This window comes from Streptomyces sp. NPDC046900, from assembly GCF_040644975.1.
Taxonomy (GTDB): domain Bacteria; phylum Actinomycetota; class Actinomycetes; order Streptomycetales; family Streptomycetaceae; genus Streptomyces.
The window spans coordinates 60,360-79,767 of the sequence record NZ_JBEYXD010000002.1 but is presented as its reverse complement, the minus strand read 5'-3'; the positions used below and the strand labels follow the sequence as shown (position 1 = coordinate 79,767).

Annotated in this window: 18 protein-coding genes; 2 read left to right on the top strand and 16 right to left on the bottom strand. The window is 71.0% G+C overall.

Annotation, left to right across the window (positions count from 1 at the left end):
- Positions 1-174 precede the first annotated feature (174 nt).
- Complete coding sequence (locus ABZ904_RS02520; protein ID WP_361820707.1) at positions 175-2,433, bottom strand: MMPL family transporter; 2,259 nt, start codon at positions 2,431-2,433, stop codon at positions 175-177.
- Positions 2,434-2,685: 252 nt separating this feature from the next.
- On the opposite strand from ABZ904_RS02520, the gene ABZ904_RS02515 reads away from it, so the two are divergent.
- Both ABZ904_RS02515 and ABZ904_RS02510 read left to right on the top strand, forming a co-directional pair.
- The gene (locus ABZ904_RS02515) at positions 2,686-3,240 is read left to right on the top strand and encodes a DUF1697 domain-containing protein (RefSeq protein WP_361820705.1); all 555 of its coding nucleotides are present in this window, start codon (positions 2,686-2,688) and stop codon (positions 3,238-3,240) included.
- A gap of 104 nt (positions 3,241-3,344) precedes the next feature.
- On the top strand, positions 3,345-3,944 hold the full coding sequence (locus tag ABZ904_RS02510) for a TIGR03086 family metal-binding protein (protein WP_361820703.1): 600 nt from the start codon (positions 3,345-3,347) through the stop codon (positions 3,942-3,944).
- A 56-nt stretch (positions 3,945-4,000) separates the two neighbouring features.
- Here ABZ904_RS02510 and ABZ904_RS02505 read toward each other — a convergent pair whose 3' ends face one another.
- From ABZ904_RS02505 to ABZ904_RS02435, 15 genes are all read right to left on the bottom strand, one after another.
- Complete coding sequence (locus ABZ904_RS02505) at positions 4,001-4,762, bottom strand: sirohydrochlorin chelatase (RefSeq protein ID WP_359401800.1); 762 nt, start codon at positions 4,760-4,762, stop codon at positions 4,001-4,003.
- Positions 4,763-4,768: 6 nt separating this feature from the next.
- Entirely contained in the window at positions 4,769-5,683 is a 915-nt protein-coding gene (locus ABZ904_RS02500) for an ABC transporter permease (protein ID WP_360989998.1), read from the bottom strand.
- Positions 5,670-6,458 carry an ABC transporter ATP-binding protein gene (locus ABZ904_RS02495; RefSeq protein ID WP_359401807.1) on the bottom strand — a complete coding sequence of 263 codons (789 nt, stop codon included), beginning with the start codon at positions 6,456-6,458 and terminating at the stop codon, positions 5,670-5,672. Before ABZ904_RS02495 ends, ABZ904_RS02500 begins: the two co-directional genes overlap by 14 nt.
- A 36-nt stretch (positions 6,459-6,494) precedes the next feature.
- Entirely contained in the window at positions 6,495-7,637 is a 1,143-nt protein-coding gene (locus tag ABZ904_RS02490; protein ID WP_359401810.1) for an aliphatic sulfonate ABC transporter substrate-binding protein, read from the bottom strand.
- A 313-nt stretch (positions 7,638-7,950) separates the two neighbouring features.
- Positions 7,951-9,279 carry a GTP-binding protein gene (locus ABZ904_RS02485; protein WP_360990003.1) on the bottom strand — a complete coding sequence of 443 codons (1,329 nt, stop codon included), beginning with the start codon at positions 9,277-9,279 and terminating at the stop codon, positions 7,951-7,953.
- 2 nt (positions 9,280-9,281) lie between these two features.
- Entirely contained in the window at positions 9,282-10,226 is a 945-nt protein-coding gene (gene cysD, locus ABZ904_RS02480; RefSeq protein WP_359401816.1) for a sulfate adenylyltransferase subunit CysD, read from the bottom strand.
- A complete protein-coding gene (cysC, locus tag ABZ904_RS02475) occupies positions 10,223-10,759 on the bottom strand; it encodes an adenylyl-sulfate kinase (RefSeq protein WP_359401818.1) in 537 nt (178 codons plus the stop codon). The genes cysD and cysC overlap by 4 nt, the downstream gene beginning before the upstream one ends.
- Before the next feature lie 26 nt (positions 10,760-10,785).
- Complete coding sequence (locus ABZ904_RS02470; RefSeq protein ID WP_361820696.1) at positions 10,786-11,496, bottom strand: phosphoadenylyl-sulfate reductase; 711 nt, start codon at positions 11,494-11,496, stop codon at positions 10,786-10,788.
- On the bottom strand, positions 11,493-11,672 hold the full coding sequence (locus ABZ904_RS02465) for a hypothetical protein (RefSeq protein WP_059129589.1): 180 nt from the start codon (positions 11,670-11,672) through the stop codon (positions 11,493-11,495). Before ABZ904_RS02465 ends, ABZ904_RS02470 begins: the two co-directional genes overlap by 4 nt.
- Positions 11,669-13,360: a nitrite/sulfite reductase gene (locus ABZ904_RS02460; RefSeq protein WP_361820693.1), complete on the bottom strand. Its 1,692-nt coding sequence runs from the start codon at positions 13,358-13,360 to the stop codon at positions 11,669-11,671. Before ABZ904_RS02460 ends, ABZ904_RS02465 begins: the two co-directional genes overlap by 4 nt.
- 125 nt (positions 13,361-13,485) lie before the next feature.
- Positions 13,486-13,569 (bottom strand): putative leader peptide, encoded by an 84-nt coding sequence (locus ABZ904_RS02455; RefSeq protein ID WP_345942706.1) that lies wholly within the window; start codon positions 13,567-13,569, stop codon positions 13,486-13,488.
- 126 nt (positions 13,570-13,695) lie between these two features.
- Positions 13,696-14,268 (bottom strand): GNAT family N-acetyltransferase, encoded by a 573-nt coding sequence (locus ABZ904_RS02450; protein WP_360990014.1) that lies wholly within the window; start codon positions 14,266-14,268, stop codon positions 13,696-13,698.
- A 62-nt stretch (positions 14,269-14,330) separates the two neighbouring features.
- Positions 14,331-15,719: a hypothetical protein gene (locus ABZ904_RS02445; RefSeq protein WP_360990017.1), complete on the bottom strand. Its 1,389-nt coding sequence runs from the start codon at positions 15,717-15,719 to the stop codon at positions 14,331-14,333.
- A gap of 150 nt (positions 15,720-15,869) precedes the next feature.
- Entirely contained in the window at positions 15,870-17,240 is a 1,371-nt protein-coding gene (locus ABZ904_RS02440; RefSeq protein WP_360990020.1) for a GAF domain-containing protein, read from the bottom strand.
- Positions 17,241-17,661: 421 nt separating this feature from the next.
- Positions 17,662-19,296 carry an acyl-CoA dehydrogenase family protein gene (locus tag ABZ904_RS02435; protein WP_359401837.1) on the bottom strand — a complete coding sequence of 545 codons (1,635 nt, stop codon included), beginning with the start codon at positions 19,294-19,296 and terminating at the stop codon, positions 17,662-17,664.
- Between the last annotated feature and the right edge of the window lie 112 nt (positions 19,297-19,408).

Sequence of the window (19,408 nt, the reverse complement as noted above, 5' to 3'; positions counted from 1 at the left end):
AACCGGTCGTCCGCCCGGCCAGGACCGCCTGCCGAGCGGCGCGGTCCGGTCCGCGTGTCCTCGTCGGCGAGGTGTCACCCGCGGTCCGGCACCGGTTCCCGGACGCTTGAGACGCGCGCACGGGGAAGGGCCCGTCGGCGTCCAGTGACCGACGGGCCCTTCCCTGGCAGGGGTTCAGACGCGGACCGGTTCGCTCTCGTCCCGGGTGGTCGACGCCACCGCCTCGGGCGACTCGTCGTGCGTCAGATCCGGCAGACGGTGCAGCCACTTGGGGAGGTACCAGTTGCGCTCGCCGAGCAGGGCCATCACCGCCGGGAGCAGGACGCCCCGGATGATGGTCGCGTCGATGAGCACGGCGGCGGCCAGCCCCACGCCCATCTGCTTCATGGACTGCATCGACAGTGTGCCGAAGATCGCGAAGACGGCCACCATGATGACCGCGGCACTGGTGACGACCCCGGCCGTGGTCACCACACCGTGAGTGATCGCGTCCTTGGTCGTACGGCCCCGCAGACGGGCCTCGCGGATCCGGGAGACCACGAACACGTGGTAGTCCATCGAGAGCCCGAACAGGATGACGAAGAGGAACAGCGGCAGCCAGGTGATGATGGCTCCCACGCCCTCGGCGCCCACCAGCGACGCTCCCCAGCCGTGCTGGAAGACGGCGACCAGGATGCCGTAGGCCGCACCCACCGACAGCAGGTTGAGCACGATGGAGGTGATCGCGATGGTCAGCGAGCGGAACGACAGCAGCATCAGCAGGAAGGCGAAGACCACGACGAAGGCGAAGACCGGCACCACCGAGCCGAGGAGCTGGTCGTTGAAGTCGTGCGAGCCGGCGACCTGCCCGGTGATCGGCGCCTGCACGCCTTCCACCTTCCCCAGCGTGCCGGGCCGCACCTCGTCGCGCAGCAGTTCCAGGCTCTTGCCCGCCTTGTCCAGGTCGGAGCCGCCGACGAGCGGCACGGAGATCACGGCCACGTTCTGCGCGTCGTGCAGGTCGATGTCGACCGGACCGCGGGAGGCACCCGAACCGATGGCCCGCGTGCGGAAGTCGGCGAGCGCGGTCTTCACCCCGGGTGCGTTGATGTCCTGGGCCTTGACGACGACCTGAGCGGGTTCGGAGCCGCCGGGGAAGGCGTCGTTGACGCGGTTGTACGTGGCCACGATCGGCAGCTTGTCGCCGAACTCCTGGTCCAGGGTGAGGTTCTGGGTCTTCATGCCGAGCGCGGGCGCCGCGACCGCGAGCAGCGCTCCGGCCGCGATCACCAGGGACACGGCGGGCCTGGCGAGGACGACCTTGAGCACGGCACCCCACACTCGGCTGCCCTCATCGGACCCGGTTCCGCGGCCCCGTCGCTTGTCCGGGTGCAGGAAGGGGAGACGGCCCTTCTCGACGCGCTCGCCCAGCAGCGACAGCAGGGCGGGCAGCACGGTCACCGAGCCGACCATGGCGACCGCCACGACCATCAGCGAGGCCAGTCCCATCGCCTCGAACGTGGCGAGGCCGGTGAACAGCATGCCCGCCATGGCGACGCACACCGTGACACCGGAGACGATGACGGCGCGTCCGCTGGTGGCCGCCGCGATGCTCAGTGCGGTCCGCGCATCCCGGCCGGCCTCCCGCTCCTCCCGCTCGCGTCGCAGGTAGAACAGGCAGTAGTCGACGCCGACGGCGAGTCCGACGAGGAGCATGACGGAGTTGGCGGTGTCGTTCATCGGCTGCAGATGGCTGACGATGCCCATCAGGCCCATCGTCGCCATGATCGCGGTGATCGCCAGCGCGACCGGCAGCAGCGCGGCGACCAGCGCGCCGAACGCGATCAGCAGGATGCCGAGCGCCACCGGCACCGCGGAGTACTCGGCCTGCTTGAAGTCGTCGCCGAACGCGTCGGAGAACGTCTTCTGCATGCTGGCGCTGCCGATCTCCTCGATCCGCAGCTGCGGGTGGTCCTTCTGGACCCCCGCGACGGCCTTCAGAACCGGCTCGACGCGGTCGCCCGCGGTGTCCGCGTCGCCGCGCATGTCGAACCGCACCAGCGCGCTGCGGCCGTCCTTCGAGATCGTCTTCGTGTCGTACGGCGAGGCCACGTCCGTCACCCGGCCGGTACCGTCCACCGCTCGCACGACCGCGGTGACGGCGGCGCGAAACTGCGGGTCGGTGGCCTTGGTGCCGCCGTCCTTCCCCTGGATCAGCACGGTCTCACCGGCCGGCTCCTTGATCCCGGCGTCCTCGATGATCTTGGCTGCGGTGTGCGTCTCGCCCTTGAGCTCGTCGCTGTCCTTGACGTCCACCCGGCCGGCCGCCGAGCCGATGGCCATCGCCAGGACGACGAACAGCACCCAGATGCCGACGGCAGCCCATCGGTGCCGGGCGCTCCAGCCGCCGGCCCGCGCGGCGATGCCCCGCACCCGTGTTTCTCCGTTCCCCATGACGGGCATGCCCCCTCGTCCGCGGGTGACAGCCCCCTGCCGTCACCGTTCGTTTCGAAGGTATGGGCCGGATAAGAAGGACTCGTCGTGCTCGTCGGTGAACCGTGAAGGGCCCGGCTCATCCCCACGGATGCCCCTTCTCTCACCACCTGGGAGGAGCCGACCCCTACGCCCGGTCGGGGTCGGGTGGGGGCCGGACTCAGGGTCGAGGAGACCGCTCGCGGACGCGGGTGCCCGGCCTATGGTGGTGCGATGACGACGAAGTACGCGGCGCTGCTGCGCGGGATCAACGTGGGCGGCAACAAGAAGCTGCCGATGGCCGAGTTGCGCACCCTCGTCGAGGGGCTCGGGCACAGCGGCGTCCGCACTCATCTGCAGAGCGGCCAAGCCGTGTTCGCCGCCGACCGCGGGGACGAGGAGTCGTTGGCCGTGGAGCTCAGGGAGGCCATCGAGAAGCGCTTCGGTTTCTCCGTGGACGTGATCGTGCGCGACCACCCCTATCTGAAGGCGGTCGCCGAGGCCTGCCCCTTCCCGGCCGCCGGGCTGGAGGCAAGACAGTTGCACGTCACGTACTACTCCGCGCCGGTCGACGAGGCCCGTTTCGCGGAGATCGACCAAGCGGCTCTCCTCCCCGAGGAGTTCCGGCTCGGCGACCGGGTTCTGTACCTGTACGTGCCGGACGGACTGGGCCGTTCCAAGCTCGCCGAGCAGCTGTCTCGCTCCCGGCTGAACAAGGGTCTGATCGCCACCACACGGAACTGGAACACCGTCGTCAAGCTGATCGAGCTGACCGCTGAAGGAAGCTGACCTCCGAAGCGGCGGGCTCGGTTTCGGACGGGGCGGCGGCGGCCACCGGCGCAGCTGTCGCGTTTGTTCAAGAGGACCGTGCCGGCCGTCCCTAGCGTGGAGGCATGAGCGATCCGTACAAGAACGTGCGTCCGTACATGGTCGAATGCGCCGCCGAGGCCGCCCGTGTGGCCCGCGGGGTCGGGGCGGAGCACCTGCCCGAGCCCACCCACTGCCCGGCCTGGGACGTCCGCGCCCTGGTGAACCACTGGGTCCTGTACTCCTCGCACGGCCTGGAGCACCGTGCCCTGCGCACACCGATCCCCGATGAGCTGACCGCCCGCGACTTCACCGCGGATCCGGGCTGGGCCCAGTCGTACGCCGAGCAGCTCGACCGCGCCGTCGCCGCCTGGGACGACCCCGCCGTGTGGGAGGGCGAGGTCGACCTCGGAATGGGGAAGATGCCCGCGGCCGAACTGGCGGCGATGATCGTCAAGGAGATGGCCGTCCACGGCTGGGACGTCGCGACGGCCACCGGGCAGGAGTTCCGGGTCTCCGAGGGCGCGGGCCGGCTCGTCCTGGAGGTCGTCGAGACCCACGGCGACCTCTACCGCCAGTACGACGGCTTCGCCGACCCGGTCCCCGTCCCCGACGACGCCCCCGTGTTCGAGCGCGCGCTGGCGGCGAGTGGACGTGATCCGCGGCAGACCGCGGTGGGCCACTGAACGAAGCGGGCGGGGCGGAGTCGTCGCCCTCGGCGTATGCGCGGGCGGCGGGCGCGTCAGGCCCCGAGGGCCGTCAGCACCGGCAGGCGTGCCTGGTCGTAGCGTTCCAGGACCACCCGGGCCACCTCCGGAGCGGGACCCAGGACCTCGGCCAGCACATCGGCCTCGGCCGCGCCCCGTGCGATGCGGTCCGGGAGGAAGCCGGGGGCGAGGACGTACGGCGCCACGGCCACCCGTGCGCAACCCGCCGCCCGCAGTTCGCGCACCGCGTCCTCGGTGCGCGGGAACCCCTCGGGAGACGAGGCGGAGGCGAACGCAGGCCGCACGGCGCACCATCCGGTGTGCCGCCACTCCCGCGCGATGTCAGCGATCACTGCGATCGCCTCCGGGTCGGTGGACCCCGCCGAGGCCAGCACGACCCCGGTCGAGGACTTGTCGGCGGGGGTCAGGCCCGCCTCGTACAGACGCTCCTCCAGGGCGCGCAACAGCAGCGGCGACGGGCCGAGCACCTCCGCCTGCGTGATCCGCAGCTGCCGGGGCGCCTGCCTCAGGACCGCCGGGATGTCCGCCTTGGCGTGGAAGGCCCGGGTCAGCAGCAGCGGCAGGGCCACGGCTTCGCGTACTCCCTCCGCCGCCAGGGACTCCAGCAGTCCGTGCACGGACGGCAGGTTGAAGTCGAGGAAGCCGGTCTCCACCCGCAGCCCGGGCCGCAGCGACCGCACCCGCTTCACGAGGGCGTGCACGGTCGCGGCATGGCGCGGGTCGCGGCTGCCGTGGGCGATGACCACGAGAGGCGGGTGAAGGGGCATATGGCGCATGGGAGATCAGCTCTTGACGAGAAGGCCGCGGCTGCGCAGCACCCGCCGCTCCAGCGGGCTGAAGATCAGCAGGTCGATGGCGATGCCGACGAACAGGATCAGGATGACGGCCTCGAAGACCATGGACATGGAGCTGGCGTTGCGGCCGTTCTCGAGCAGGGCGCCGAGGCCGATGCCGAGGTCGGGCGAGGAGGCGATGATCTCCGCCGCCATCAGCGAGCGCCAGGAGAAGGCCCAGCCCTGCTTCAGACCGGCCAGATAGCCGGGCAGCGCGGCCGGCATGACGATGTGCCAGGTGCCCTTGAGGCCCGTGGCGCCCATCGTGCGGCCCGCCCGCAGGAACAGCGGAGGCACCTGGTCGATGCCGGACACCAGGCCGTTGGCGATGGAGGGCACGGCGCCGAGCAGGATCACCGCGTACATCATCGAGTTGTTCAGGCCCAGCCAGATCACGGCCGGCGGCACCCACGCCACCGACGGCAGCGACTGGAGCCCGGACAGGATCGGGCCGATGGCGGCGCGCACGAACTTCACGCGGGCCACCAGCAGACCCAGCGGGGTGCCGATCGCCAGCGCGAACAGGAAGCCCAGCAGACCGCGCGAGACGCTGGTCCAGATGTAGCCGAGCAGCCTGCCCTGCAGCCAGGCGTCCTTCACCTCGCCCCACACATCGGCGGGCGAGGGCAGCTTGGTGGGGTCGTCGACGACCTTCAGCGTGATCAGCGCCTGCCAGATCACCAGGACGACCGCGATCGCCAGGACCGGCGGCAGGATCTTGCCGACGAAGGTCTGCCGGAAGGACGTACGGCTCGTGGCCGAGGACTCCAGGGCGTCGAGCCCCGCCTCCAGGCCGACCAGTCCGCTGCCGTCCTTGACGGGGGCGTCCGCCGTCGTGCCGGTCGTCGTCTCAGTGCTGGCCATGACGGCGGATCTCCCCACGCAGTACTTCGGTGATCTCGACGGACAGCTCCGCCACCGGGGCGTCCTCGATCCGGCGCGGCTGCGGAAGGTCCACCCGCCATTCGCGCTCCACCCGGCCGGGCCGGGAGGAGAGCAGTACGACACGCTGCGCCAGCCGCACCGCCTCGCGCACGTTGTGCGTGACGAAGAGCACGGACAGACCGGTCTCCTGCCAGATGCGGGTCAGCTCGTCGTGCAGCACGTCCCGGGTGATCGCGTCGAGCGCCGCGAACGGCTCGTCCATCAGCAGCAGCCGGCTGTCCTGCGCCAGGGCGCGGGCCATCGCCACACGCTGGCGCATACCGCCGGACAGCTCGTGCACCCGCTTCCCGTACGACCCCTTCAGGCGTACGAGTTCGAGCAGCTCCTCGGCCCTGCCGCGCCGCTCGTTCTTGGGAACGCCCCTGAGCTTCAGGGCGAGTTCGATGTTCTTGCCCGCGGTCAGCCACGGGAACAGGGCGTGCTCCTGGAACATCAGCGCCGGGCGCCCGTCGGTCGTGATGCTGCCGGCGGAGGGCTGGTCCAGCCCCGCCACCAGGTTCAGCAGCGTCGACTTGCCGCAGCCCGAGGCCCCCAGGAGGGTGACGAACTCGCCCGGCGCGACATCCAGCGTGATGTCGTCGAGGGCGAGATGCTGCCCCGCGGGCCCGGCGAAGGACTTCGAGACGTGCTCGATGCGGGCGGCCTGCCCGACCGACGCGGCACCGTCGGCGGCCCTGGCGAGGGTGGTGGCCATGGTCGTCACCTCCTGGGAACTGATCGGGGTACGGGCTTACTTGGCGCCGAGGCCGGCGTCGTCGACCGTGCTCTCGCCCTCGGCCTTGAGGACCTTGTTCAGAAGGGTCAGGTCGTAGATGCCGTCAAGCTTCGGGGCCTTGAGCAGGCCCGCCTTGACCGCGTGCTCCGCCTCGGTGTCGAGGGTGGAGGCCAGCGGGTCGTCGGTGATCTGGATGGACTTCCACGCCGGGTCGAGGACGTCGGCCGGCAGGGCCTTGCCGGAGTCGGTCTCCAGCTGCTTGTTGGCCGCGGCCTTCGCCTCGTCCGAGTTGGCGTTGATCCACTTGTTGGTCTCGACCGACGCCTTCAGCACCGCCTCGACGGCCTTCGGGTGCTCCGTGAGGAACTTCTGCGACACGATGATGTTCGTGATCACGAACTTCTTGTCGGGCCACAGGGACGACTCGTCCAGGAGCACCTTGCCGCCCTCGGCGACCAGCTTGGAGGCGGTCGGCTCCGGCACCCAGGCGCCGTCGATGGACCCGGCCTTGAAGGCGTCCGGTGTCACCTTGTTGTCCGTGCGCACGACGGACACGTCGCCCTTGCCGCTCTCGGCGTCGACCTTCCAGCCCTGCTCCGCGATCCAGTTGAGGAACGCGACGTCCTGCGTGTTGCCGAGCTGAGGCGTGGCGATCTTCTTGCCCTTGACGTCCTTCAGGGACGTGATCTTCTTCGGGTTGACCACCAGCTTCACGCCGCCGGACGCCGAACCGCCGATGATGCGCAGGCTCTTGCCGTCCGACTTGGTGTAGCCGTTGATCGCCGGGGAGGGGCCGATCCAGCCGATGTCGATGGCACCGGAGTTGAGGGCCTCGATCTCGGAGGGGCCCGCGTTGAAGATCTGGTACTTGGCCTGCGTGGCGCCGAGCGACTTCTGGAAGAAGCCCTTCTGGACGCCCACGAGCGCGGTCGCATGGGTGAGGTTGCCGAAGTACCCGATCTTCACGGAGTCAAGACCGTCGATCTTCTTGGCCCCGGCGGCGACCTTCTGGTCGGACGAGTCGCTCTTGGCCTGGGAGCCGTAACCGCAGGCGGCGAGGGTGAGGAGGGGAAGAGCAGCGAGCACGGCTATGCCGCGACGCAGGATGGGGGTGCCCCCGTTGGAGCGAAGCCGGGAAAGGGGAAGGTTGGCAGGCACGGGAGGTGTTCCTCTCGTTGGCCCGGCGGTCACGGTCTTTCAGGTCGTGGCCGGGAGGTCGGCAGGTTTTCGTCGTCTCTTCCGATGCGGGGGTACCTCCCTGCTCACGGCGGTCCCGCCGCTCGGCCGAAGCCGGGTGCGGGGGAGAAGCCGAGAGCTCGCGGGAGGGTGGGGGGTCGGCAGGGCGCGCAGGCAGTGCGCGTACGTCACCGTGCACATCGCGCGACTCCGCCCTGCCCGCTGCCGAGGGCGCCGCTGCCGACACGGCCGCCCTCCTTCGCGAACATGGAGTAGAAGCAGGTGGTGGTCATGATCAGAAGTCCCACCCGTCGTCGTCGGCCTCGTCCTTCACCGGCTCGGGTGCGGCGAACGACTCGCCGACCATGCCCGCGGTCAGGGTGGTGCCGTCGGCCGGGTCGATCAGGATGAACGAGCCCGTGCGCCGGGAGTCCGCGTACGCGTCCACCGGCAGCGGCTCGGCGGTACGGATCTTCACGCGGCCGATGTCGTTGGCGACGAGCTGCCCCGGGTGCGGGTGCAGGGACAGGTCGTCGAGCGTGAGCCGGGACGGGATGTCCTTGACGATCGCCTTGACCGTGCGGGTGCCGTGCTTGAGCAGCACGCGGTGACCGACGGTCAGCGGCTGGTCGGCGACGTGGCAGACCGTCGCCTCGATGTCCTGGGTGGTCGCGGGCGCGTCCTTGCTCGGCACGAGCAGGTCGCCGCGCGAGATGTCGACGTCGTCCTCCAGCAGCAGGGTCACCGACTGCGGGGTCCACGCCACATCGACCGGCTTGCCCAGCAGATCGATACCGGAGACCTTCGAGGTGCGGCCGGAGGGCAGGACGGTGACCCGGTCACCGACGCGGAACGTGCCGGCCGCGATCTGCCCCGCGTACCCGCGGTAGTCCGGGAGCTCGGCGGTCTGCGGACGGATCACGTACTGCACGGGCAGCCGCGCGTGGCAGTGCGCCAGGTCGTGGCTGACCGGGACGGTCTCCAGGTGCTCCAGCACGGTCGGGCCGCCGTACCAGTCCATGTGCGCGGACGGCTCCACGACGTTGTCGCCGGCCAGTGCGGAGATCGGTATCGCGGTGACCTCGGGGACGCCCAGCTCGGTGGCGTAGGCGGTGAACTCCTTGGAGATCGCCGCGAAGACGGGCTCCTGGTAGTCAACCAGGTCCATCTTGTTGACGGCGAGCACGACGTGCGGGACGCGCAGCAGGGCGGCGATCGCGGCGTGGCGGCGGGTCTGCTCGACGACGCCGTTGCGGGCGTCGACGAGGACCACCGTGAGCTCGGCCGTCGAGGCGCCGGTGACCATGTTGCGGGTGTACTGCACATGCCCGGGGGTGTCGGCGAGGATGAACCGGCGGCGCGGGGTGGCGAAGTAGCGGTAGGCGACGTCGATGGTGATGCCCTGCTCGCGCTCGGCGCGCAGACCGTCGGTGAGCAGCGCGAGGTCCGGTCCGTCCTGGCCTCGGCGCGCCGAGGCGCGCTCGACGGCCTCCAGCTGGTCGGCGAGGACCGACTTGGAGTCGTGCAGCAGCCGCCCGACGAGGGTGGACTTGCCGTCGTCGACCGAACCCGCGGTCGCGAACCGCAGGAGGGTGGTGGCGGAGAGTTCCGTGGTCGTGGTCATGGCTAGAAGTACCCCTCGCGCTTGCGGTCCTCCATGGCGGCCTCGGAGAGCTTGTCGTCGGCGCGCGTCGCGCCGCGCTCGGTGAGCCGGGAGGCGGCGATCTCGGCGATGACCTGCTCCAGGGTCACCGCGTCCGAGTCGACGGCACCGGTGCAGGACATGTCGCCCACGGTCCGGTAGCGGACGAGCCGCTTCTCGACGGTCTCGCTGTCCTTCGGACCGCCCCACTCACCACCGGTCAGCCACATGCCGCCCCGCTGGAAGACCTCGCGCTCGTGCGCGAAGTAGATCTCGGGCAGTTCGATGTGCTCGCGGGCGATGTACTGCCACACGTCCAGTTCGGTCCAGTTGGACAGCGGGAAGACGCGGACGTGCTCGCCGGCGGCGTGGCGCCCGTTGTACAGCTGCCACAACTCGGGGCGCTGGCGGCGGGGATCCCACTGGGAGAACTCGTCGCGCAGGGAGAAGACGCGTTCCTTGGCGCGGGCCTTCTCCTCGTCGCGGCGGCCGCCGCCGAAGACGGCGTCGAACCGCTCGCCCTGGATCCTCTCCGTGAGGGGCAGGGTCTGCAGCGGGTTGCGGGTGCCGTCGGGCCGTTCCTTGAGCACACCGCGGTCGATGTAGTCCTGGACGGAGGCCACATGGAGGTGCAGCCCATGGGCGGCCACCGCACGGTCGCGGTACTCCAGCACCTCGGGGAAGTTGTGCCCGGTGTCCACGTGCAGCAGCGAGAACGGCACCGGCGCGGGGGCGAAGGCCTTCAGCGCGAGGTGCAGCATGACGATGGAGTCCTTGCCGCCGGAGAAGAGGATCACCGGCCGCTCGAACTCGCCCGCCACCTCGCGGAAGATGTGGACCGCCTCGGACTCCAGCGCGTCCAGATGGCTCAGGGCGTACGGGTTGTCCGTGCCCTCGCCGCCCCCCTTGACCTCGGCGACGGTCGTCATGCCAGTCCCCTTTCGCTGAGCAGCGCGTACACGGCCGCCGCGGACTCCTGCACGGTCTGGTTCTGGGACTCGATCCGCAGATCGGGCGAGAGGGGCTCCTCGTACGGGTCGTCGACGCCCGTCAGGCCCTTCAGCTCGCCCGCTGCCTGCTTGGCGTACAGGCCCTTCACATCGCGTACGGAGCACACCTCGACAGGGGTCGCCACATGCACCTCGAGGTACGGCGCCCCGCTCTCCTGGTGGCGCTTGCGCACCGCCTCACGGCTGTCCGCGTACGGCGCGATCACCGGGACGAGCGCCTTGACGCCGTTGCGGGCGAGCAGGTCGGCGAGGAAGCCGATGCGCTGCACGTTCGTGTGCCGGTCCGCGCGGCCGAAGCCGAGGCCCGCCGAGATGAACTCGCGGATCTCGTCGCCGTCGAGCACCTCGACACGGTGCCCCTCCTCGCGCAGGCGGCCCGCCAGCTCGTACGCGATGGTGGTCTTGCCGGCGCTCGGCAGACCCGTGAGCCAGACGGTGGCCCCGGTCGTCACGTATGTCTCCTGAATGTCCGTCATGGTCAGTCGTGCAGCCCGCACTCGGTCTTGACCCGGCCCGCCCAGCGCCCGGCCCGCGCGTCCTCGCCCGCGAGGACCCGGCGGGTGCAGGGCGCGCAGCCCACGGAGGCGTAACCGTCCATCAGAAGCGGGTTGGTCAGGACGCCGTGTTCGGCCACGTACGCGTCCACGTCGTCCTGGGTCCAGCGGGCGATGGGCGAGATCTTGACCTTCTGCCGCTTCTCGTCCCAGCCGACGACCGGGGTGTTCGCCCGGGTCGGGGACTCGTCCCGGCGCAGTCCGGTCGCCCAGGCGTCGTAACCCGTCAGCCCCTCCTCCAGGGGCTGCACCTTGCGCAGCTTGCAGCACAGGTCGGGGTCGCGGTCGTGCAGCTTCGGGCCGTACTCGGCGTCCTGCTCGGCGACCGTCTGACGCGGGGTGAGCGTGATGACGTTGACGTCCATCACCGCCTCGACCGCGTCACGGGTGCCGATGGTCTCCGGGAAGTGGTAGCCGGTGTCGAGGAAGACGACGTCGACGCCGGGCCTCGCGCGCGAGGCGAGGTGGGCGACCACCGCGTCCTCCATGGAGGAGGTCACGCAGAAGCGCGTGCCGAAGGTGTCGGCCGCCCATCGGAGGATCTCCAGCGCGGAGGCGTCCTCCAGGTCGCGCCCCGCCTGCTCGGCCAGTGCCCTGAGTTCGCCGGTGCCCCGCTCGTCCTGAGTCGTCGTCATGTCCCGTCCCCTCCCCGATCGGTCTGCACGAGCCCTCGGGCCAACAGCCCCAGGAACTTCAGCTGGAAGGCTCGATTGCACGCTCCGCACTCCCATGCGCCGTGGCCCTGCTCGCTCGGACGCAGGTCCTCGTCGCCGCAGTAGGGGCAGTAGAAGGGGGCGGCCCGCTCGCTCACGACAGCGCCTCCTCGGAAGCCCGGGCCGCCCAGGTCGCGAACGGCTCGCCCTCTTCGCGTTCCGCCTGGAACCGCTTGAGGACGCGCTCGACGTAGTCCGGCAGCTCCTCCGAGGTGACCTTCAGGCCGCGGACCTTGCGGCCGAAGCCGGCCTCCAGGCCGAGCGCGCCGCCCAGGTGCACCTGGAAGCCTTCGACCTGTCGGCCCTGGTCGTCGAGGACCAGTTGGCCCTTGAGGCCGATGTCCGCGACCTGGATACGGGCGCAGGCGTTCGGGCAGCCGTTGATGTTGATGGTGATCGGTTCGTCGAAGTCGGGGATGCGGCGCTCCAGTTCGTCGATCAGCGAAGAACCGCGCGCCTTGGTCTCGACGATGGCGAGCTTGCAGTACTCGATACCGGTGCAGGCCATGGTGCCGCGCCGGAACGGGGAGGGGTGCACCGTGAGGTCGAGCGCCTCCAGGCCCGACACGAGCGAGTCGACCTGCGACTCCACCACGTCCAGCACGATCATCTTCTGCTCGACCGTCGTACGGACCCGGCCCGAGCCGTGCGCCTCGGCGAGCTCGGCGATCTTCGTCAGCGTGGCGCCGTCGACCCGGCCGACCCGGGGGGCGAACCCGACGTAGAAACGGCCGTCCTGCTGCCGGTGCACACCGACGTGGTCGCGCCAGCGCTCCACGGGCTGCTCGGGAGCCGGGCCGTCGATCAGCTTCCGCTGCAGGTACTCGTCCTCCAGCACCTGACGGAACTTCTCCACGCCCCAGTCGGCGACGAGGAACTTCAGCCGGGCGCGGTTGCGCAGCCGCCGGTAGCCGTAGTCACGGAAGATCGAGATGACGCCCTCGAAGACGTCGGGCACCTCGTCCAGCGGGACCCACGCGCCGAGCCGCTGCCCCATCTTCGGGTTGGTGGACAGACCGCCGCCGACCCACAGGTCGAAACCCGGGCCGTGCTCGGGGTGGACGACGCCGACGAAGGCGACGTCGTTGATCTCGTGCGCCACGTCGAGCAGCGGCGATCCCGAGATGGCGGTCTTGAACTTGCGCGGCAGGTTCGAGAACGCCGGGTTGCCGATGACCCTGCGGTGGATCTCCTCGACGGCCGGGGTGCCGTCGATGATCTCGTCCTCGGCGATGCCGGCGACGGGCGAGCCGAGGATCACGCGGGGGGTGTCACCGCAGGCCTCGGTGGTGGAGAGACCGACGGCCTCCAGGCGGTTCCAGATCTCGGGCACGTCCTCGATCCGGATCCAGTGGTACTGGACGTTCTGCCGGTCGGTGATGTCGGCGGTGCCGCGCGCGAACTCCTGCGAGATCTCACCGATGGCGCGCAGCTGAGGTGTGGTCAGCCGGCCGCCGTCGATCCGGACGCGCATCATGAAGTACGTGTCGTCCAGCTCCTCCGGCTCCAGGATCGCGGTCTTGCCGCCGTCGATCCCGGGCTTGCGCTGGGTGTACAGGCCCCACCAGCGCATCCGGCCCCGCAGGTCGTTGGGGTCGATGGAGTCGAAGCCCCGCTTGGAGTAGATCGTCTCAATGCGTGTCCGCACATTGAGACCGTCGTCGTCCTTCTTGAACTGTTCGTTGCCGTTGAGCGGGGTGAAGTGACCCACGGCCCACTGGCCCTCGCCACGGTGACGGCTCACCTTGCGGCGGGGCGTGGCGGGATTCTCCGGGGTGGCAGCCATGGTGGATACGTCCTTCGGACAGGCAGGGGGAAGCGGCTCTGACCTGCGCGCACGGGCACGCGAGAGGCGTGCGCGGCAGTGCGCGACGGGGCAAATAAAGGGAAAACCGGGCTGGCTGGAGGCTGTCAGCTCGCCGGACAGATGGCGCTGGACATGCGGCCGAGGTCGACGTGCCGCCGACTCACCAAGGCAACTCCAGTTCCAGACATGATGGAAGCGTGGCACGGTGCTCTGGACGCAGTCCAGCTTTATCCATCATGCGGACACCCTTGTCCCGGGATGTGGAACAAGGGTGTCATCGGTCACAGGACCGTGAATCGTGGTGTCAACGCAGGTCAGGCTGGGTATGCCCCAGGCCAGGGCCCTGGGGTCGGCGCGTCGGGCTCCTCCTCGACCTTGGTGTCGAAGAGCCTGAAGCCACGGCGCAGGTAGTTGTCCATCGCGTGTTCGCCGTCCTTGCTGCACGTATGCACCCACACCCGCTTCGTCGGGGCCAGCCCGGGCCAGCGGTCCGCGAGGTCCCAGGCGCGGGCGGCGCCGTACGACAGCAGGTGCCCGCCGATGCGCCGGCCCCGGAACGCCGGGAGCAGCCCGAAGTAGAGGATCTCCACCACGCCCTCGTCCTGCGGTTCCAGCTCCACGTACCCGGCGGGCGTCCCCCCTTCGTGAGCGACCCAGGTCTCCACACCCCGCCGGTTCAGATGTTCCTCCCACCGGGCGTACGTCCAGCCGAGCCGGTCGGTCCAGCGGATGTCCCCGCCGACCGAGGCGTACAGAAAGCGGCTGAACTCCGGCGAGGGCACCTGGGCACGGACGACGCAGACGTCGCCCTCGGGGGCCTTCGCGGGCAGCACATCGGCCGGGGACGTCTGCTCCAGGGACCACGTGGTCACGGTGAGGGTGCTCATGCGGTCAGGGAATCACGGAGGCCCGCGGTACGACAAAGGGGTCGCGGCCGGGGGCCGGGCTCCTAGTCCAGTGCGTCGTCCACCGAGTCCAGCGGCACCGCGTACAGCACCCGGCCCCCGGCCGCCGTGAGTCCCTCGTCCGCGTCCTCGCTCACGGCTCCCACCGTCAGCGTCCACAGCTCGCCGGTCTCCTGCCAGTACGACAGGGAGGCGGTGTGGCGACCCCAGCAGGCCTGGGTCTCGTCGGCTGAGCAGGTGGCCGCCTTGGCTCCGGAGGCGTCCTGCCGCCAGAGCGTGCCGTGCCGGCCGCGGACGGTGGGCGCGGGGTCGATGTACCAGTCGCTGCGAGCCGCCCCGTTGCGCCGGTGCGAGAGCACGCCCCGCACCCCGGTCGCCTCCGTCTCGTAGGACTCGCTCGCCGCGACGTCGTGGTGCGTGTCGGTGGCGAGCAGACCGGCGTGGCGGGGCACGGTGCTGAACGGGTAGCGCCACAGGCGGGTCGATGTGGCGCTGCTGCCGGCGCGCAACCGCTCGGCGGCCACCAGGCTGTGCGGTGTCGAGGTGCGGTCGAGCGAGAGCGCGGAGAAGCAGGGGACCGAGCGGTCGTCGGCGGTGGAACAGGGGCCGCCGGTCAGCCGGTAGGAGCCGACCGTCGGGAGCACGTACTGGTAGCCGTGCGCGGCATACCCGCGGCCGACCCGGCCGATGGCGGGGCTGTCGACGTCCGCCCGCAGGATGCGGTGCAGGTCGAAGACCAGCAGGGAGTCGCGGGAGGTGACGAAGAGCTTGTCCCGGTACCAGACCATGCCGGACAGGGTGGTGCGTACGGCGCTGAAGTCCTTGCCGCCGGCGCGCGGGGCCACCAGCAGGACCCAGCGGTAGGCGAGGCGGGCGCGGTCGTCGGCGTCGACGAAGGCGATCCGGGCCAGGCCCCGGTCGGCGGCCGGCTCGCCCGGCGCGCGGTCGTTGTGCGTCCAGCCCGCCAGGATGACCCGGTCGGGGCCCCAGCGGCCGTCTGCTTCGGCGTCCCCGGAGGTGGTGACGGACCGGGGCAGCCACTGCGCGGTCGTCGCGTCCTCGTGGTCCCAGCAGTACGCCCGCGTGGCGGTCGGCTTCACCGGCAGCGCGGCGGTCTCGGCGGCGTCGCACGCGGACCGGTCGCGCAGTGTGCGGTCGGCGGAGGCGAGGACGCCGTGGACGTCGACGCCGCCCCCCATCGCGTGGGTGAGCCTGTCCAGGGTGGCGCGGTCGGTGAGGTTTTCATGGAGGCGGAACGTCGCGGTCCGGGCCGCGCCGGTGACCCGGGTGAGGCTGCCGGGGTCGTCCCCGCCGGCGGCCTGTGAGGTGCTGATCAGCGTGGCGGCCGCGGTCAGCGCGAGCGCGGTCCCGGCCAGCGCGGCCCGCAGCGCACGACCCCTGCGCCTGCGGCGATGTCGGCCACGGTGCGTCATACAACCTCCCGGCGTAGGCCAACTGCTCCTCGGTGTCCGGACATTGACGTGAGGTGCGGGTGGGGTGGCCTGTGGGAGGGATGCTACGGCAGAAGGATGCGGAGCCGGTCGAAGACCGGGGAAAATGGAGGGTTGTCCCCACCGTGAGGGCTAAACGCCGGGGCGGGGGACGAGCGGTGGGGCGAGCTGGAAGCCGGTCTCCGGGCCGGGCAGGGCCAGTTGTGCGCCGGTGTGGTCCAGCAGGCTGCCCCGCGCCCGTGCCACCCCCGGCGCCACCGAGTGCGGCAGCAGGTCACGGGGGTCGGCAGGGGCCAGCAACTCCACTTCCGCGGAATCGCAGAAACGATACGGCCGGTGTTCCAGGAACGCCCCCAGGTATCGGCGCACCCGGCACATCTCCGCGCGGACCGTGACCGTGCGGGCCGGGTCGCCGAACACGTCGGAGGCCAGGGCCGCGGCCGTGCGACCGGTGCGGCTGATGGCCAGCAGGTAGAGCAACTCCGCGTGCCGGGGGCTGAGTTCATGGGTCCAGGAGCCCGTGTCGCCCGACACGGTCACCGACCAGCGGCGCGGGTGTGCCACGTCCAGGACGACACGTGTGGTGGGTGCGGGTGCGGGTGCGTCCGCGATCCGGATCAGCCAGCCGCCCGGCAGCGGCTCCACCGTGCAGGGTCCCCAGGCCGGCAGCAGGCAGTGGCCGGCCGACAGCGACGTGGGCAGGGCGACACGACCGGTGTACGGCATCCCGGTCACCGCGGCCGTCCAGCCGTCCGTGTCCACCGCCAGCGCCCGGCCGCCCAGTTTGGCCAGCAGCGGTGCCGCCACCGCACGCAGCCGCTCCAAGGAGGTCAGATGCACCTCCCGCAACCGTGCCTCCGCGAGTTTCGCCACCGCGTCCACCCAGGCGAGCGTCGCCGGATGCATCGTCTCCAGCGGACCGCTGACGTCCACGACCCCGATCAGCCGGCCGTCGCGCGGATCGGTGATCGGGGCACCCGTGCACGTCCACGAAGCGTGGGACCGTACGAAGTGCTCCGAGGCGAACACCTGCACAGGGCGCCGGGTCACCGTCGGAGTGCCCACGCCGTTCGTGCCGACGACCCTCTCGCCCCAGTCCGCACCGGGCTCGAAGCCCATTCCGTCCGCCTTGCGCAGCACCGACGAGCTGCCCTCGCGCCACAGCACCCGCCCCTCCGCGTCCGCGACGACCATGATGTGCTGCGCCACGTCGGCGACCGACAGCAGGCCCTCGCGCAGCACCGGAAGTACGTGCCGCAGCGGCGAGTCCTGGCGGCGCCGCTCGATCTCCTCACGGCTCAGCAGGCCGGCCCGGAAGTCGTGGTCGGGGTCCACGCCGCTGCGCAGCATCCGTCCCCACGACGCCTCGATCACCGGGCGCGGCGCGACGGGGGCGCGCTGTCCCGAGAGCGTGGCGCTGCGTACTTCGTTGAGCACACGCGCCGCCTGCGTGGCATCCAGCGCGACGAGCCGGGTGACGTCTTTCCTGGTCGAGTGCGTCACTGAACTTCCCCCTGTTCCTGGCTCGTTCGCCGTGGGCAGCTCAGCGGATGCCGCACGCCCCTAGGCTCACTCGCCGTGCGTGACCGCCGGCGGATTCCGGGCATGCGCCACGGAACCCGTGTTGACGCTGGGTCTCATCTTGCCGCCTGCCCGCTACGGAGGGGTGCGCTCCGGCAACAGCGAGCAGCAAGTTGCAACCCCTTGCAACCCTGGCGAACGGTCCGGCGGTCATTGAAACTTGTTCAACGCCGCTCACGCGGCGGCCGTGGTCCTTGAAACGGGGCCAGGGGCGGGGGTGGTGCCGTGTCGGCGCAGCACCACCCCCGCCACACGCGCCCCCGGGGGGACGCGCGTTGCGTCACGGGCTTGGGGGAGCCCGTGACGTGCGCGCCCAGGGGGCCGCGAGAGACCGCGGCGAGCGTCAGACGACGGGCCGTGCCCGCTCCACCACCGTGGCCAGATCCAGGCTGTGCGGCAGCGTGCCGAAGGCCGAGCCCCAGTCGCCGCCGAGCCGGGAGGCGCAGAAGGCGTCCGCGACCTCCGGCGGCGCGTAGCGGACCAGCAGCGATCCCTGGAGCACCAGCGCGATCCGCTCGACCACGCGGCGGGCCCGCCCCTCGATGCCGTCCAGGTCGGCGAGTTCGGCGAGCAGGTTCTTGATCGCGCCGTCCAGGCGGTGGTCGGCGCCACGCGCCAGGCCGACCTCCTGCAGATAGGCGTTCAGGGCCTGCGGTTCGCGCTGGAGCGCGCGCAGCACGTCGAGCGCCTGGACGTTGCCCGCGCCCTCCCAGATGGAGTTGAGCGGGGACTCCCGCAGCAGCCGGGGCATGCCCCACTCCTCGACGTAGCCGTTCCCGCCGAAGCACTCCGACGCCTCCGCCACCAGCGGAGTGCACCGCTTGGTCACCCAGTACTTGGCGGCCGGCACCGCGAGCCTGAGGAACGCCCGCTCCTGCTCGCTGCCGTCGTCGTAGGCCGCCGCGAGCCGCAGCCCGAGGGTCGTCGCCGCCTCCGACTCCAGGGCCAGGTCGGCCAGTACGTTGCGCATCAGGGGCTTGTCGACGAGCGTGCCGCCGAACGCCTCCCGGTAGGTGCAGTGATGGATCGCCAGCGCCACGGCCTGCCGCATGAGCGCCGCCGAGCCGAGGACGCAGTCGAGCCTCGTGGCCGCCACCATCTCGATGATGGTGCGCACCCCGCGCCCCTCCTCACCGACCCGGCGCGCCCAGGTGCCGTCGAACTCGACCTCGCTGGACGCGTTGGACCGGTTGCCGAGCTTGTCCTTGAGCCGCTGGATCATGAAGACGTTCCGGGTGCCGTCCTCCAGCACGCGCGGGACGAGGAAGCAGGTCAGCCCGTCCGGTGCCTGGGCCAGCACCAGGAACGCGTCGGACATGGGCGCCGAGCAGAACCACTTGTGGCCCGTCAGCTCGTACGTGCCGTCCTCGGCGAGCGGCCGGGCCGCCGTCGTGTTGGCGCGCACATCGCTGCCGCCCTGCTTCTCCGTCATGCCCATGCCGAAGAGGACACCGGCCTTCTCCGCGGCGGGACGCAGACCCCGGTCGTAGACCATGGACGTCAGCCGGGGCTCCCACTCGGCGGCCAGCGCCGGGTCCGTGCGCAGCGCGGGCACCGCCGCGTGGGTCATCGACAGGGGGCAGCCGTTGCCGGCCTCGGCCTGGGTCCAGAGCACGAACGCGGCGGCGCGGCGGACATGCCCGCCCGGGCGCGGCCAGGCCGAGGTCAGGCCCGCGGCCACACCCTTGCCGAGCAGCCGGTGCCAGGCCGGATGGAACTCGACCTCGTCGATGCGGTTGCCGTAGCGGTCGTGGGTCCGCAGCTTCGGTGGGTTCTCATTGGCCTGCGCGCCCCATTCCTGCACCTGGGCGGAGCCGACACTCCGCCCGAGCCCCGACAGTTCGTCGCGGGCCTCATCGAGAAGCGCGGGGTCCAGATGCCGCTCGACGGCCTCCACGAGGGCGCGGTCGGCGGTGAAGACGTCATGTCCCACCAGGGGCGGAGCCTGGTTGGTGACAGTGTGCGTGGTGGCTGCCATGGGCCGAACCTACCCCTCAGTACGCCATCGGTCACCCGTATCGCGCGGGCCGTGCGCCACACCCTTCGAGCCCGTCCCACCGGGAGATGAGCCCCGGCACCGGCGGCGGATA

Bases quoted from the DNA above. Each gene is read 5' to 3' on its own strand.
- ABZ904_RS02520 (WP_361820707.1), bottom strand. From the start codon at position 2,433: ATGGGGAACGGAGAAACACGGGTGCGGGGCATCGCCGCGCGGGCCGGC.
- ABZ904_RS02515 (WP_361820705.1), top strand. From the start codon at position 2,686: ATGACGACGAAGTACGCGGCGCTGCTGCGCGGGATCAACGTGGGCGGC.
- ABZ904_RS02510 (WP_361820703.1), top strand. From the start codon at position 3,345: ATGAGCGATCCGTACAAGAACGTGCGTCCGTACATGGTCGAATGCGCC.
- ABZ904_RS02505 (WP_359401800.1), bottom strand. From the start codon at position 4,762: ATGCGCCATATGCCCCTTCACCCGCCTCTCGTGGTCATCGCCCACGGC.
- ABZ904_RS02500 (WP_360989998.1), bottom strand. From the start codon at position 5,683: ATGGCCAGCACTGAGACGACGACCGGCACGACGGCGGACGCCCCCGTC.
- ABZ904_RS02495 (WP_359401807.1), bottom strand. From the start codon at position 6,458: ATGGCCACCACCCTCGCCAGGGCCGCCGACGGTGCCGCGTCGGTCGGG.
- ABZ904_RS02485 (WP_360990003.1), bottom strand. From the start codon at position 9,279: ATGACCACGACCACGGAACTCTCCGCCACCACCCTCCTGCGGTTCGCG.
- cysD (WP_359401816.1), bottom strand. From the start codon at position 10,226: ATGACGACCGTCGCCGAGGTCAAGGGGGGCGGCGAGGGCACGGACAAC.
- ABZ904_RS02470 (WP_361820696.1), bottom strand. From the start codon at position 11,496: ATGACGACGACTCAGGACGAGCGGGGCACCGGCGAACTCAGGGCACTG.
- ABZ904_RS02460 (WP_361820693.1), bottom strand. From the start codon at position 13,360: ATGGCTGCCACCCCGGAGAATCCCGCCACGCCCCGCCGCAAGGTGAGC.
- ABZ904_RS02455 (WP_345942706.1), bottom strand. From the start codon at position 13,569: ATGTCTGGAACTGGAGTTGCCTTGGTGAGTCGGCGGCACGTCGACCTC.
- ABZ904_RS02450 (WP_360990014.1), bottom strand. From the start codon at position 14,268: ATGAGCACCCTCACCGTGACCACGTGGTCCCTGGAGCAGACGTCCCCG.
- ABZ904_RS02445 (WP_360990017.1), bottom strand. From the start codon at position 15,719: ATGACGCACCGTGGCCGACATCGCCGCAGGCGCAGGGGTCGTGCGCTG.
- ABZ904_RS02435 (WP_359401837.1), bottom strand. From the start codon at position 19,296: ATGGCAGCCACCACGCACACTGTCACCAACCAGGCTCCGCCCCTGGTG.